Below are 13,052 nucleotides of genomic sequence, written 5' to 3'. Positions count from 1 at the left end.
CCTGACGCCCAGTCAGGTGCGCTGCCAAGGTGCGCCATGTCCCAGAACGACCGCCCGAGAGATCGTATCTCTTGGAGCCTCAGGGGCTGCCGATAGCGTCAACTACCGGCATACTGTCCATCGCCGGGCCGAAGATGTCCTACCTCTTCGCCCGGACACGCGAGCACACTTCAGGAGGGCACCATGGCGGACCGCCGCCACACCGCACCGGCGGCCGAGCGCGCCGGACTGCCGCGACTCGGCCTCGGGTGCGCGCCGTTCGGCAACATGTTCCGGGTCCGCTCCGACGAGGAGGTCGAGCGCGCGCTCGAAGCGGCGTGGGCCGCCGGCGTACGGCACTTCGACACGGCACCCCACTACGGGCTCGGCCTCTCCGAGCGCAGGCTGGGCCGCTTTCTGGCGACCAAGCCGCGCTCGGAGTTCACCCTGTCCACGAAGGTGGGGCGGCTGCTGCGGGAGGACCCGCGGTGGGACGGCCGGTCAACGGACCCCGAGGGGTTCGTGGTTCCCGCGCGGTACCGCAGGACCTGGGGGTTCGGCCCGGACGACATCCGGGCCGGCCTCGAGGACTCGCTCGGCCGGCTCGGAACGGACCGGGTGGACGTCCTCTACCTCCACGACCCGGAGCGCTCGGACGACGCCCAGGCGGTTCCCCGCGGCATGGCCGCCCTGGCCGGCCTGCGCGAGGAGGGTCTGGTCACCTCGATCGGCGCCGGCTCGATGGACCCGGGCACCCTGGTCGCCACGGTCGAGACCGGCCTGGCCGATGTCGTCATGGTCGCGAACCGGTACACGCTCCTCGACAACAGCGCGGTGCCCGATCTGGACTCCGCGTGCGCGCGGCACGGCACGGTGATGGTCGCCGCCGCCGTCTTCCACAGCGGGCTGCTGGCCCGGTCGCCGCGCGAGGACGCCACGTTCGACTACCACCAGGTGCCCGCCGACGTGCTCGCCCGCGCGCGGCGGATCGAGGCGGTCTGCCTCGCCCACGGTGTCGAACTCCCCGCGGCCGCCCTGCGGTACCCCCTCCTCGACGCGCACGTGACCGCGGTGGTCGTGGGCGCCGACAGCCCCGAGCAGGTCCACGAGAACGTCGCCCGGGTCGGGGCGCGTATCCCCGACACCTTGTGGGACGACCTCGACGAGCAGCGGCTCGTCCCCCGGCGCGGACGGCCGTAGGACCGCGCGTCTCGCGCCCCGTCGCGCCCTCGTGGCAGCCGTCACGAGGGCGCTTTCCCCGGCCGCCATGGGGGGATGGCTCCCCAGTCCGCCCAGGCGGTCGGCTCCGTGTCCTACGTGTCCCCGGGCGGTGACGGCTCGGCCGCCGGCGGGCAGCAGGCACACCGCCGACGGCGCCGACCTCATCCAGCACACCTGCGGCGAGGTCGGCACCATGGAGCTCACGCTCCAGCCGATCAAGTGACGACCCACCCCGGCGGTTCCGCGACGAACCGACCGACCACCCGCACAAGGACCGGGGCGGCGCGGGGAGACCTCCTCCGCGCCGCCCCGGTTCGCGGGCTCCACAGCGAAAGGAACACTGGTGCGGAATCCCGACACCGAACCGGCCGGCAGAGCGGTCCATGTGACCGGCCGGCGCACCCGGCTGCGCCCGGGGATGGAGGCCCGGTACGCATCCGTCCACGCCGCCGTTCCGCCGGCGGTGCTCCGGGCACTGCACACCTGCGGCGTGGTCCGATGGCAGATCTGGCGTGACGGACGCGGCCTCTTCCACCTGATCGAGTCCGAGGACCGCTACGAGGTCATGGTGGAGCGCATCCTCGGGCTCGGCCCGATCGACCCCGAGTGGGACCGGACCATCGCCGCGCTGCTGGAGGAAGGGGAGGGCTCCGACGAGCTCCTCCCCTTGATCTGGACCATGGTGGGCCCGGAGCAGTTCGCCGGAGCGGCGGGCGAGACGCTCGCCACTCCGGCGTCGTGGTCAGGACGTTGAGCGGGGTCAGACGCTGAGCGGGGGCCGTCCCGCGGCCTCCCACGCCTCGTACTCGGCGCGGCCGACGTCGTCGAGCGGGTAGTAGCGGCGCAGCGCGCCGCCCAGCGCCAGCTTCTCGCGGGAGAAGTCCTCCCACGCCTCGTGGACGGCGCTGGCCGCCGCCAGTTCGGCGGCCTTCGCCACCGGCACCACCACCGCCCCGTCGTCGTCGGCCACGATGAGGTCCCCGGGGAGGACCAGGGCGCCGCCGACCGCCACCGGCACGTGGTAGCCCCACGGCAGCAGCTCCCCTTGGGAGGCGTAGTGAGGTGTCGGGCCGAGGGACCAGATCGGTACGTCGAGTCCGTCCAGCTTCTCCGAGTCCCGGATGCCCCCGTCCGCGACGAGACCGAGGCCGCCGCGGTTGTGGAGGTGCCGGGCGAGCATCTCGCCGACCACCCCGCTGCGCAGCGACCCGTACGCCTGGACGACCAGCACATCGCCGGGCTCGATGAAGTCGAGGACCGCCCACAGCGCGGTCGCCCGCTCGACGTACTCCTGCGTGACGCCGGCGTCGGTGTAGACGTCCTCCCGCATCGGCATGAACTGCAAGGTGACCGCCCGGCCGACGACCCTGCGACCGGGCTTGTTGGTCCGGGGGCCTTGCAGGAAGGTCTTGGTGATCCCCATCTGGTGCAGCTTCGCCGACGCGGTGGCGGCGGTCACCGTCCGGAACGCCTCGACCAGGCCCGGGTCCAGCGGCGGGACGGCGGGGCCCTTGACCGGCAGGGTCCACGCCCCGTGGATCGTGTACTCCGGGATTCCGTCCGGGCCGACGCCGGACGGCTGGATCGCTCCCGCGGGAGCGGAGGAACCGGTCATCGGTACACCTCCACGCTGTAGTGGCCCTCGACGTACGGGTACTGCTCCTCGAGGTCGTCGACGACGTCGACGCCGAGGCCCGGCGACTCCGCCACGGAGACCGTGCCGTCCTTGACCCGCGATCCGCCCTGCACGATGCCCCACCTCAACGGGCCCTGCACCATGCACTCCTCGACCATGGGGGCGTTCGGGAGCGCGGCGACGGCGTGGGCGTTGGCCATCAGCATCAGGCCGTTGTGCCACGAGTGCGGGATCAGGGAGATACCGGCGTCGGCGGCGATCCGTCCGACCCGCATGACCTCGGTGATGCCGCACACTCCGGCGTCGGGCTGGACGATGTCGAAGCAGCCGCGCTCGATCCACGGCCGGAACTGCTCGATGGTGGTGAAGGACTCGCCGCCGCTGATCCGCAGGTCGACCGATGACGTCAACTCCGCGTAGCCCTCGATGTCGTCCTTGCCGAGGGGCTCCTCCAGCCACAGGGTCCCGCGTGCCGCCAGGCCCTCCGCGAGCTCCCGGGCCTCGACGCGGGACAGCCTGCTGTTCGCGTCGACCGCCAGCCCGGCGCGATCGCCGACGGCGTCGCGCACCTCGTCGTACAGCGCGAGGAAGCGGGCAGGGGTGACCCGGTCCCAGTGCCACGCGGTGCCGAGCCGGAACTTCACCGTCCGGTAGCCGGCCTCGACATGGCCGAGGACGTCGGCGACGAGCGTGCGGGGGTCGTCATGCCAGTCGTAGCGCACGCCGCCCGAGGCGTAGACGTCGACCGCGGTCGTGGACACCGCCGGATCGAGGAGCCGCGCCACCGGCTTTCCGGCCGCGCGGCCGCGGGCGTCCCACAGCGCGCAGTCGATGCCGGCCACGGCGAAGTCGTGTGCCGAGCCGACCGCGTGCTCCAGGGCGGTCCCGGTGGGGCGTGGCACGACGGAGAAGTCGTCGAGGTCGGCGCCCACCAGGCTGCCGCGGTACCACCGCACCCATTCCGCGATCTGCCGCGGATTGCCGTAGGAGCAGGCCTCCCCGACCCCGGTCACACCGTCGTCGGTCTCCACCACGACGATGGCCGCATCCGCTTTGACACTGCGATAACGGTCAGTCGCCCACTGGTCTTCTCGCGTGTGCAGCCGGGTGGCGCACAGGGTACGGACGTCAGTTATCACAGCGGTTGGGCCTTTCTGGGGTGTTCATTCCTTCTCCGCTCCCGCTTTCTGACCGGCGACCAGAAAACGCTGCGCGAAGACGAAGATCAACAGGATCGGGGAGATGGAGATCAGGGCCGCGAGCGCGACCTCGGGTTCGCGCACCGGGATTCCGGTGAAGTTCGCGCCGCCGAGGGCGTTGGTGTTGCGCACGAGCAGCTGGAGGCCGGTCTGCACGTTGGCGAGCTGCGGGTCGGTGTTCATGATGTACGGCAGGAAGAAGGTGTTCCAGGCCGTGACGAACGAGAAGAACGCGACCATCGCGATCGCGGGCCGGGCGATGGGCGCGTAGATGCGGAGGAATATCCGCCATTCCGAGGCACCATCGAGCCGGCCGGCCTCGATCAGCGAGTTCGGCACCGAGGCCATCGCGTGCAGGTACACGATGTAGACCCCGAAGGGGTAGAACGACAGGGGCAGGATCACCGCCCACAGCGAGTTCGTCAGGTCGGCCGCCGACATCTCCAGGTAGAGCGGGAGGATCAGCGCCGCCTGGGGCACGATCATCGTGACCAGGGTCAGGAACAGCATCGTGGTGCGGCCGACGAAGGCGAACTTCGCCAGCCCGTATCCGGCGGGGACGCACGTGACCAGCGCCAGCGCCACGGCGGCCACGCTGATGAGGGCGGAATTGCCCAGCCAGGTACCGAAGATGCCGTGGTCGTAGCCGAAGACGTGCGACCAGGCGGACCCCACGTGGGACAGGCTGCCGAACGACAGCGGCTGGTCGCCCGTCAGCTGGTCGCGGGTCTTGGTGGGCGCGAGCAGCAGCCAGACGATCGGGACGCCGAAGAACAGCACGGTCATCGACAGCAGGACGTTGCGGCCGAAGGAGCCGAACGCGGTCCGCACTCCTTTTCGCTCCGCCGACGAGGAGGACAGCGTGCTCATGCCGCATCCTTCGAGTAGAAACGGGTCTTCCTGATCACGATGACCGCGGCCGTCACCGTGACGACGAGCAGCAGTACCGAAAGCGCCGACGCGCGACCGTAGTTCGACTCTCCGGTGGCGTAGGAGAAGACGAGCTGGTTCAGCGACCAGGTGCTGTCGACCTGGCCTCGGGCGCCCGCGCCGAGCACCTGGGGTTCGACGAAGACCTGGAACCCGTTGGCCAGGGAGACGATGAAGATGAAGCCGATGTAGCTGCGCAGCATCGGCAGCTTGATGTGCCACACGACGTGCCACGCGCCGGCGCCGTCGAGTTCGGCGGCCTCCAGCACATCCCGCGAGATGTCCGTGAGCGCGCCGTAGAGCAGCACGATCCAGCCGCCCGCGCCGGCGGCGATGCCCATCACCGACAGGATCACCGGCAGCGAGCCGTCGCTGATGACGGTTCCGGAGTCGCCGGCGAACGGACGGAGGATCGCACTGGCCGGGCTGGCCGCGGGCGAGAACATGAAGAGCCAGAGCAGGGCGGAGGCCGCGCCGGTGACCGCTCCGGGAACGTAGCAGACGAACCGGGTCAGGGCGGCGAACCGGGTACGCCGCGCGTCCATGGCCAGCGCGACGGCGAAGACGACCACCAGCATCGACGGCAGCCAGATCAGCAGGTAGGAGCCGACGTTCTGCGCCGCCCGCAGGGTCCGGTAGTCGCTGAGGACCGCCGAGTAGTTCTCCGTCAGGCTCGTGTAGGAGTCGCCGATCACGGGCGTCACCGAGAACGAGGTGGCGATGCCGTAGACGGTGGGCACGAGGCCGAAGAGGACCAGGGCGGCGAGGTACGGAAGGACGAAGGAGACTCCCGCGGTGCGGCTGCGGAACCGGCTGCGGGCCTGGCTCCGGGTGCGGCCCCGGGACCGGCTCCCGGACCGGCCGCGCACCGCGGAGGAGGACAGCGGTGCCATCCGCTAGTCGCCCTTGACGCTGTAGGACGCCGACCGCGCGGCCTTGGTCAGCTGCTCGCCGAACTTCTCCAGCGCGGCGCCGATGTCGTGGCCCCCGCTCTTGAGGATGGTGGCGTTGAAGGCGTCCTCCGCCTGGACCTGGAAGCGGACGAAGCCGAGGGTCGGGGAGATCTTCCCCGCGGCGTCCCGGTACACCGCCGAGGGGTCCTCGGCGTACCAGTCGTCCTTCGCGACCTGCTTCAGCCAGATGTCGGCGTCCGCGGTGTAGGCGGGGTACCCGGACGAGGCCGCCTGGACCTTGGGGTCGGTCGCCATGCCGGTGGCGAACTTGGCCGCGGCCGCCTTGTTCTTCGACTTCGCCGAGACCACCCAGATGCCGCCGCCCGCGGTGCCCGAGGCGTTGGTCGCGGCGCCCTTCCAGGTCGGCATGGGCGCGACCGCCCACTGGCCCTTCTTCGGTGAGGTCGGCTTGATCCCGTAGTCGCCCATCCACGCGGGTGAGATCGTCGCGAGCAGCTTGTCGTTCTTGACGACCGGGGTGTACGCCGCGTCGAACGGGTCCAGCTTCGAGAGCGTCCTGTTGGCGAGGAGCGGCCCGACCACGTCGTCGACCCTGGTGCACGCGGGCGACTTCACGTCGATGGTGACGGTGGTCGGAGAACTCGACTCGTTGAAGGCGCAGCCGCTGGAGCCGTAGTAGCCGTTCAGTCCGTACCGGCCGTTCACCGACCCCAGGGAGTAGCCGGGGTGTTCCTTGCCGACCCGCAGGCCGAGCGCGAGCCACTCGTCGAACGTCTTCGGCACGGTGTAGCCGAACTTCGCGAAGAGCGGCTTGTTGTAGTAAAGGACAGTCTGCGCGAGGTCATTCGGCAGGCAGTACGTCTTGCCGTCGAAGGTGCAGGCCGCCGTGGACCCCTTCGCGAATCCGCCCAGGACGTCCGAGCCGACCACGCCGTTGAGCGGGAGCGCGTAGTTCACGGGGTTGACCAGCATGTTGGCCAGCTCGTCCGGGTAGCTCAGGAAGACCGCGTCCGGCACGTCCTTGCCGGCCTTGACCGCGAGGGCGACCTGGGCCGGGATGTTCCCGTGCGTGTTGTCCACGGACTTGACGGTGGCCTTCAGTTCCGGGTGGGCCGCGGCGTACTCCTGCGCGGGCTTCGTCCGGGTGTCGTCGACCCAGATGGTGATCGGAGCGGACGCCTGCTGCTTGACGTTCGCACCGGCCCCGTTGTGCCCGCCGCACGCGGCGAGCAGCAAGCTGGTCGCCGCGAGAAGGGGTGCGACCGCGCGTCTGGTTTTCATAGGGTTCTCTTCCTCAGAGGTGAGGGGGTCGATGGCGCCCATCGAGAGAAAGTTCTCCGACCTCTCGTGTACGCTAAGCGCCTATGTGACACCTCGATGGCGTTGATGTCAACGTTCGATCACCAAGTCATCGGAGAACTTTCCGCAGTCGACCACGGCACTCACACCAGGTGCCGTACGTTCACTCATGGCACAGGAGGGATGGCCAGTGGCTGTCATCGACGGCGTCGTCGCCGAGGTCCGGAAGCTGATCATCGAAGGACGTCTGCGTCCCGGGGACCGGCTCCCCCAGGAGTCCGACTTCGCCGAGCAGTTGGGCGTCTCCCGCAGCTCGCTGCGCGAGGCGGTCCGGGTCCTGGAGCAGATGCGCGTGCTCGACGTCCGGCACGGCTCGGGGACGTACGTCAGTTCCCTGCAACCGGCCCAGCTCCTCGAAGGCATCGCCTTCGCCGTGGAGGTGATGCGCGACGAGACGCTCCGGGAGGTGATCGAGACCCGCGAACTCCTCGAACCGGCGGCGACCCGGCTGGCCGTCACACGGATGACCCCCGAGAACCTGGACCGCATCCGCGACACCTACGAACGGCACACCCGGCAGCGTTCGATCGAGGACCTGGTCCACAGCGATCTGGAGTTCCACGCGGAGATCGTCCGGGCCACCGGCAACCAGACGCTGATCAGCCTGCTCGACGGCCTGTCCAGCAGGACCGTACGGCTGCGGCTGTGGGGCGGGATCGTCAGCGACAACGCGGTGGACCTCACCATCCAGCACCACCACAACATCCTCAGCGCGATCGAGGCCGGCGACGCCCACGGCGCCGAGTGCGCGGCGTACGTGCACGTCACCACGGCACGCCGATGGCTCGACGCGTACTTCGCCGACCACGGCAAGCCGGCCTGAAGCAGGCCGGCTTGCCGTGGCGGCCGAGGTCGCGGAAGAGGGCGCGGCAGGTGCTGCCGCGCCTACGCCGGCAGGCCCACCGCCCGCTCGCCGGTGCGGCGCTGCTGGATGACGACGGCGGCGACCAGCAGCAGCCCCTGCGCGATGTTCTGCCAGAAGGCGTTGACGCCCTGGACGGTGAGGCCGTTCTGCAGCGCTCCGAGCAGGGCGACGGCGAGCAGGGTGCCCCCGATCCCGCCCTTGCCGCCCTTCAGCGCGCAACCGCCCAGGGCCGCGGCGGTGATGGCCTGGAGTTCGAGTCCGTCGCTTCCGGACGTCGGCTGGCCGGAACCGGTGCGGGCGGTCAGGAGGATGCCGGCCACGGCGGCGACCATGCCGCTGAGGGCGTAGACGGCGATCAGGTACTTGTTGAGGTTGATGCCGGCCAGCCGCGCGGCGGTGTCGTTGCCGCCGATGGCGTAGATGTTGCGGCCGATGTCGGTCTGCTTGAGCAGGATGTGGACGGCGACGGCGGCCATGATCAGCAGCCAGACCATGACGGGGATACCGGCGATCTTGCCGCGGCCGAGGAAGACGAACACGGAGTTGTTGAGGACGTATCCCTGGGCGCGCCCGTCGGAGACCAGTTGGGCCACGCCCTTGTAGGCGGCCAGGCCGGCCAGGGTGGCGATGACCGAGTTGACCCGGCCGTAGACGATGATCACGCCGTTCAGCAGGCCGATCACGGCGCCGATGGCGATCGCGACGCCCATGCCCAGGAAGGCGTTGGAGCCCCAGGAGGTGAAGACCATCGCGCTGGTGACGGAGGCGAGGCCGGCCTGGGAGCCCACCGAGATGTCGAGCGCGCCGCAGATGATCACGACGGTCTGGACGACGGCCAGCAGGCCGGAGATCGTCACCGCCTCGGCGATGACCTGGATGTTGTCCCAGCTGAGGTAGTTCGAGTTGAGGGTGCCGAACAGGGCCAGCACCACGGCCATCGCGCCCAGCAGGCCGAGGTTCTGGCCGCCGGCCCGGGCGAGCCACCGCTGCGACCTGGTGGCCGGCGACGGCAGGGCGTCGATGTCGTCGGACCGGGGGTCGGCGGTGGAGGGGGCGGCGGTCATCGGATTCCTCCGGAGGCGGCGTCGTTGCTGTCGGATGGTGCCGTCCGCCCGCCGGGGGCGGGTTCGGGGTCGGTTTCCGGTCCGGCGTCGGGTTGGGCGTCGGGTTCGGGTTGGGCGTCGGGTTCGGGGTCGGTTTCTGGTCCGGCGTCGGGTTCGGGTTCGGCGTCGGGTTCGGGCGGGGCCAGGTCGTCGGCCATGGCGAGGGCGAGGATGGCCTCCTCGGTGGCGTCGGCGCGGTCGAGTTGCCCGGTGACGCGGCCGTTCTGCATCACCACGACCCGGTCGGCCAGACCGAGCACCTCGGGAAGCTCGGAGGACACGACCAGGATCGCGGTGCCCTCCCGGGCCAGTTCGGCGATGATGTGGTAGATCTCGGCCTTCGCGCCGACGTCGACGCCCCGGGTGGGCTCGTCGAGGATGAGCAGCGCGGGCTTGCGGGCGAGCCATCGGGCCAGCACGACCTTCTGCTGGTTGCCGCCGGAGAGCGTCCGGACGTCGACCTCGATCGAGGGCGCGCGCACCCGCAGCCGGTCGGCGTACCGCTGGGCCAGCTCCCGCTCCGCGCCCGTGTCGACGAAGCGCCACCTGCGCAGGCGGGCGAGGCTGACCAGGGTCGTGTTGTCGCGGATGGTGCGCTGGAGGAACAGCGCCTGGGCCTTGCGCTCCTCGGGGGCCAGTCCGATCCCGGCGCGGATCGCGTCGCGGGGGCCGCGCAGCCGCAGCGGCCGGCCCTCGATCCGCAGGCTCCCGGCGCGCACGGGTGCGTCGCCGGCCAGCGCGAGGGCGAGTTCGGAGCGCCCGGCCCCGATGAGGCCGGCCAGCGCGACCACTTCGCCGGCCCTGACCTGGAGGCTGACGTCGTGGACGTCGTCGGTGCTGAGCCGCTCGACGTCGAGGACGACGCGGTCGGTGGCCACCCGCTCGCGGGCGAACAGGGTGGTCAGGTCACGGCCCACCATCAGGCGGACCAGGGCGGCTTCGGTGGTGTCCGCCGCGTCCACGACACCGGCCACCGCGCCGTCGCGCAGCACGGCGACACGGTCGGCGAGCCGGAAGATCTCCTTCATCCGGTGCGAGACGTAGATGACGGCGACGCCCTCGTCCCGCAGCCGGCCGATCAGCGCGAAGAGCGCGTCGACCTCCTGGTCCGACAGCGAGGACGTCGGCTCGTCGAAGGCGATGATCCGTGCCCGGTGGCTGCCGGTCAGCGCCCGCAGGATCTCCACCAACTGCCGCTGCGCGGCGGTGAGTTCCGAGCCGAGCAGGTCGGCGTCGAGGACCTTGTCGAACCCGAGGCGGGCCAGGTCGGCGGTGATCCGGCGGCGCAGCTCGGCCCGGTCGAGGCGGCGGCCGGCCCTGCGCGGGAGGGACCCGGCGTAGACGTTCTCCGCCACCGAGACATGCGGGATGATCTCGGGTTCCTGCGGGATGATCCGGATGCCGGCCCGGCGGGCGTCGGTCGGCGAGTTCAGGTCCAGGACCCGCCCGTCGAGGATCACCCGCCCGTCGGTCGGGCGGTGGTCTCCGGTCAGGATGCGCAGCAGCGTGGACTTCCCCGCCCCGTTCTCGCCCATCAGCGCGGTGACGCGGCCAGGGGGGAAGGTGAGGGTGACGTCCCGCAGCGCGTGGACGGCGCCGAAGCGCTTGGTGATCGCGTGGGCGGTCAGGCCGTCGTCGGACGGTGGCCGGTGAGCGGTGGAGGCGGTCATCGGATCAGCTGCACTTCGCCCCGGTGGACCGCCAGTTGGCCGGGTCGACCATGGTGGTGGGGGCGAACGCCTCCTGCGGGAACGCCTTGCCCTTCTTCAGCTTGTCGTACATCGTCTGGACGGCCACCGCGCCGACGTCCCGGCCGTCGAGGAGGAGTGCGGCCTTCATGCCCGACGGCTTGCCGGAGCCCCAGTCCTTGCAGGCCAGGTAGGCGCCCAGGCCCACGCCGATCACGTTGTCCGCGCTGACCCCGGCGTTCTGCATGGCGGTGACACCGCCCTGGACGTTCTCGTCGTTGCAGCCCCAGATCAGCCAGTGCTTGACGTCGGTGTGCGCGGTGATCGTCGCGGCGACCTTGTCCTGGGCGTTGGTCGGGGTGTTGTCCGTGGCCACGTTGATCGTCTGCACCTTCGCCCCGGCCGCCGCGTCGAACGCCTTCTGCGCGGCCTTGACGCGGTCACCGCAGACCGTCACGTCCTGCTCCCACGCGGAGATCACCCGGGTGTCGCCGGCGCTCCAGCCGGCCTTCTTGAACTCCGCGGCCGCCCGCTTGCCGACCTGGTCGCCCATCTGGGCGCCGGAGAAGCCGATCCGGGGCACCAGGTCGGCCTTGGGGCACTTGGCGGGGTCGGGACCCGTGGTGCAGATCTGGTCGTCCGAGGTCAGCAGGGCGATCTTGGCGTCGCCGGCCATCTGCACGACCTGGGGGCCGACGGACGGGTCCGGCACCACGACGATCAGGCCGTTGCTCTTCTGCGCGATCGCCGACTGGACCTCGCTGACGGTCTTGTTGGCGTCGCTGCCGAGGTTGACCACCTTCAGGCCGATCCCCAGGGCCGCGGCCTTCGCCTTGGCGCCCGCCGCCTCGTCGATGAAGTACTGCTGGTCGCCCTGCTTCTGCAGATAGGTGAGCGTGATCCGGCCGTGCACCGGGGCGACCGTGGGGGTGGCGCTGACGGAGGTCTGGCCGCTGGAACACGCGGCGAGTCCGAGGGCGACCACCGCGCCCGTGACGGCGGTGACACAGCGGGTTCGCGAGATGGGCATCCTGGCTCCAGTGAGTGTATGAGCCCCTGACCGGGGACGAAAGGTGCTGCGGTTCGGCCATGGGGGGACCGTTCGGGCGGAGCGCGCGGGGAGTTCGCCCGGTCCGTGGTGAGATGCATCGTGCTGCTTAGCAGCTATGCTGTCAAGCGTAGGGACAGGAGCTCGTCACGGGCTTTCGTCGAAGCGGCTTCCCCGGCGTCCCGACCTGGGGGCCGGCCGCCGGGGAAGCCGAACGGAGAGGGAATCGGATGAAGGCGCATCAGCACAGGGGTGTCCCCGGCGCACCGCGGAACAGCCCGCCGGCCGTCGGGCGCCCCGGCGCCCGGCGACATGGCAATATGGCGGCTGTGAAGACGGTCGGCCGCTGTGCCTCGCGACACCCCTACCAGGCGTGCCCGGACGCCAAGTGCGGTCTGGAGGCGCGCGCATGACGTTCGCACGCACCACCCTGAGCGACCACGTGGTCCGGGAGATCATCGCGGAGATCAAGCAGCGCCAGCTGCGTGCCGGTGACGAGATCCCGGCCGAGGGCGAACTCGCCGAACGGCACGGCGTGAACCGGCTGGTGGTCCGCGAGGCCATCCGCACGCTGGTGGCGCGCGGCGTCCTCGCGTCCAGCCAGGGCAAGCGCGCGACGGTGGCCACCCCCTCGCCCGCCGTGCTGGCACAGATCCTCGAATTCCGGCTCAGCCAGAAGTCGATGGACCTGCGGGACCTGCTCGACACCCGAAGGGTGCTGGAGGGCGAACTCGCGCAGCGCGCCGCGGCGTGCGTCGCCGCGGGCGAGGGCACGGTGGCCGAGGCGGCGGAGGCGCTGGAGACCATGCGGGGCGCGGTCGGGGACCGCGACGCCTTCATCGCCGGCGACCTCGCCTTCCACCAGGCGGTGGCCAACCTGGCGCGGTCCGAGGTGTTCTCCTTCCTGCTCGCGGCCATGAACGGCGTGCTGCTCGACGCCCGCCGGGCCAGCTACCAGGGTCGCGAGCAGCGCGGCACCGGACAGGACGCCACGATCGAGGGGCATCAGCGCATCCTCGACGCCATCGCCTCCGGGGACGGCGCGGCGGCGGCCGAGGCCATGACCGGCCACCTCGCGGAGACCAGCCACGACCTCGGCCTTCCCTAGGG

Annotated in this window: 12 protein-coding genes; 4 read left to right on the top strand and 8 right to left on the bottom strand. The window is 70.9% G+C overall.

Annotated elements, in window-relative coordinates:
* Positions 1–183: 183 nt before the first annotated feature.
* Together AB0399_RS26005 and AB0399_RS26000 are read left to right on the top strand one after the other, a co-directional pair.
* Positions 184–1,179 carry an aldo/keto reductase gene (locus tag AB0399_RS26005; RefSeq protein ID WP_366412977.1) on the top strand — a complete coding sequence of 332 codons (996 nt, stop codon included), beginning with the start codon at positions 184–186 and terminating at the stop codon, positions 1,177–1,179.
* A 364-nt stretch (positions 1,180–1,543) separates the two neighbouring features.
* Positions 1,544–1,954 (top strand): L-rhamnose mutarotase, encoded by a 411-nt coding sequence (locus AB0399_RS26000; protein ID WP_366412976.1) that lies wholly within the window; start codon positions 1,544–1,546, stop codon positions 1,952–1,954.
* 6 nt (positions 1,955–1,960) lie between these two features.
* Here AB0399_RS26000 and AB0399_RS25995 read toward each other — a convergent pair whose 3' ends face one another.
* From AB0399_RS25995 to AB0399_RS25975, 5 genes are read right to left on the bottom strand one after another with little or no spacing between them, the layout of a single operon-like run.
* A complete protein-coding gene (locus tag AB0399_RS25995) occupies positions 1,961–2,815 on the bottom strand; it encodes a ribonuclease activity regulator RraA (RefSeq protein WP_366412975.1) in 855 nt (284 codons plus the stop codon).
* A complete protein-coding gene (locus tag AB0399_RS25990; RefSeq protein WP_366412974.1) occupies positions 2,812–3,975 on the bottom strand; it encodes a mandelate racemase/muconate lactonizing enzyme family protein in 1,164 nt (387 codons plus the stop codon). The genes AB0399_RS25995 and AB0399_RS25990 overlap by 4 nt, the downstream gene beginning before the upstream one ends.
* Before the next feature lie 24 nt (positions 3,976–3,999).
* Positions 4,000–4,905 (bottom strand): carbohydrate ABC transporter permease, encoded by a 906-nt coding sequence (locus AB0399_RS25985; protein WP_366412973.1) that lies wholly within the window; start codon positions 4,903–4,905, stop codon positions 4,000–4,002.
* Complete coding sequence (locus tag AB0399_RS25980; RefSeq protein WP_366412972.1) at positions 4,902–5,858, bottom strand: sugar ABC transporter permease; 957 nt, start codon at positions 5,856–5,858, stop codon at positions 4,902–4,904. Before AB0399_RS25980 ends, AB0399_RS25985 begins: the two co-directional genes overlap by 4 nt.
* A 3-nt stretch (positions 5,859–5,861) precedes the next feature.
* Positions 5,862–7,160, bottom strand: coding sequence for an ABC transporter substrate-binding protein (locus tag AB0399_RS25975; RefSeq protein ID WP_366412971.1), 1,299 nt, complete (start codon positions 7,158–7,160; stop codon positions 5,862–5,864).
* A 208-nt stretch (positions 7,161–7,368) separates the two neighbouring features.
* Between AB0399_RS25975 and AB0399_RS25970 the strand changes: the two genes are divergently transcribed.
* Positions 7,369–8,061, top strand: coding sequence for a FadR/GntR family transcriptional regulator (locus AB0399_RS25970; RefSeq protein WP_366412970.1), 693 nt, complete (start codon positions 7,369–7,371; stop codon positions 8,059–8,061).
* Between the two features lie 62 nt (positions 8,062–8,123).
* On the opposite strand, the gene AB0399_RS25965 is transcribed toward AB0399_RS25970, so the two are convergent.
* The 3 genes from AB0399_RS25965 to AB0399_RS25955 are packed head-to-tail and all read right to left on the bottom strand — an operon-like array spanning position 8,124 to position 11,924.
* Positions 8,124–9,167 (bottom strand): ABC transporter permease, encoded by a 1,044-nt coding sequence (locus tag AB0399_RS25965; protein ID WP_366412969.1) that lies wholly within the window; start codon positions 9,165–9,167, stop codon positions 8,124–8,126.
* A complete protein-coding gene (locus tag AB0399_RS25960; RefSeq protein ID WP_366412968.1) occupies positions 9,164–10,876 on the bottom strand; it encodes an ATP-binding cassette domain-containing protein in 1,713 nt (570 codons plus the stop codon). Before AB0399_RS25960 ends, AB0399_RS25965 begins: the two co-directional genes overlap by 4 nt.
* 4 nt (positions 10,877–10,880) lie before the next feature.
* Positions 10,881–11,924 carry a substrate-binding domain-containing protein gene (locus AB0399_RS25955; protein WP_366412967.1) on the bottom strand — a complete coding sequence of 348 codons (1,044 nt, stop codon included), beginning with the start codon at positions 11,922–11,924 and terminating at the stop codon, positions 10,881–10,883.
* Between the two features lie 427 nt (positions 11,925–12,351).
* On the opposite strand from AB0399_RS25955, the gene AB0399_RS25950 reads away from it, so the two are divergent.
* On the top strand, positions 12,352–13,050 hold the full coding sequence (locus tag AB0399_RS25950; RefSeq protein WP_329361869.1) for an FCD domain-containing protein: 699 nt from the start codon (positions 12,352–12,354) through the stop codon (positions 13,048–13,050).
* The last annotated feature ends 2 nt before the right edge of the window (positions 13,051–13,052 follow it).

Origin of the sequence: Streptomyces sp. NPDC088194 (genome assembly GCF_040702025.1) — a bacterium.
Classification (GTDB): domain Bacteria; phylum Actinomycetota; class Actinomycetes; order Streptomycetales; family Streptomycetaceae; genus Actinacidiphila.
Note: the sequence above shows the minus strand (reverse complement) of the source record. Positions and strands in the feature narration are given on the sequence as shown.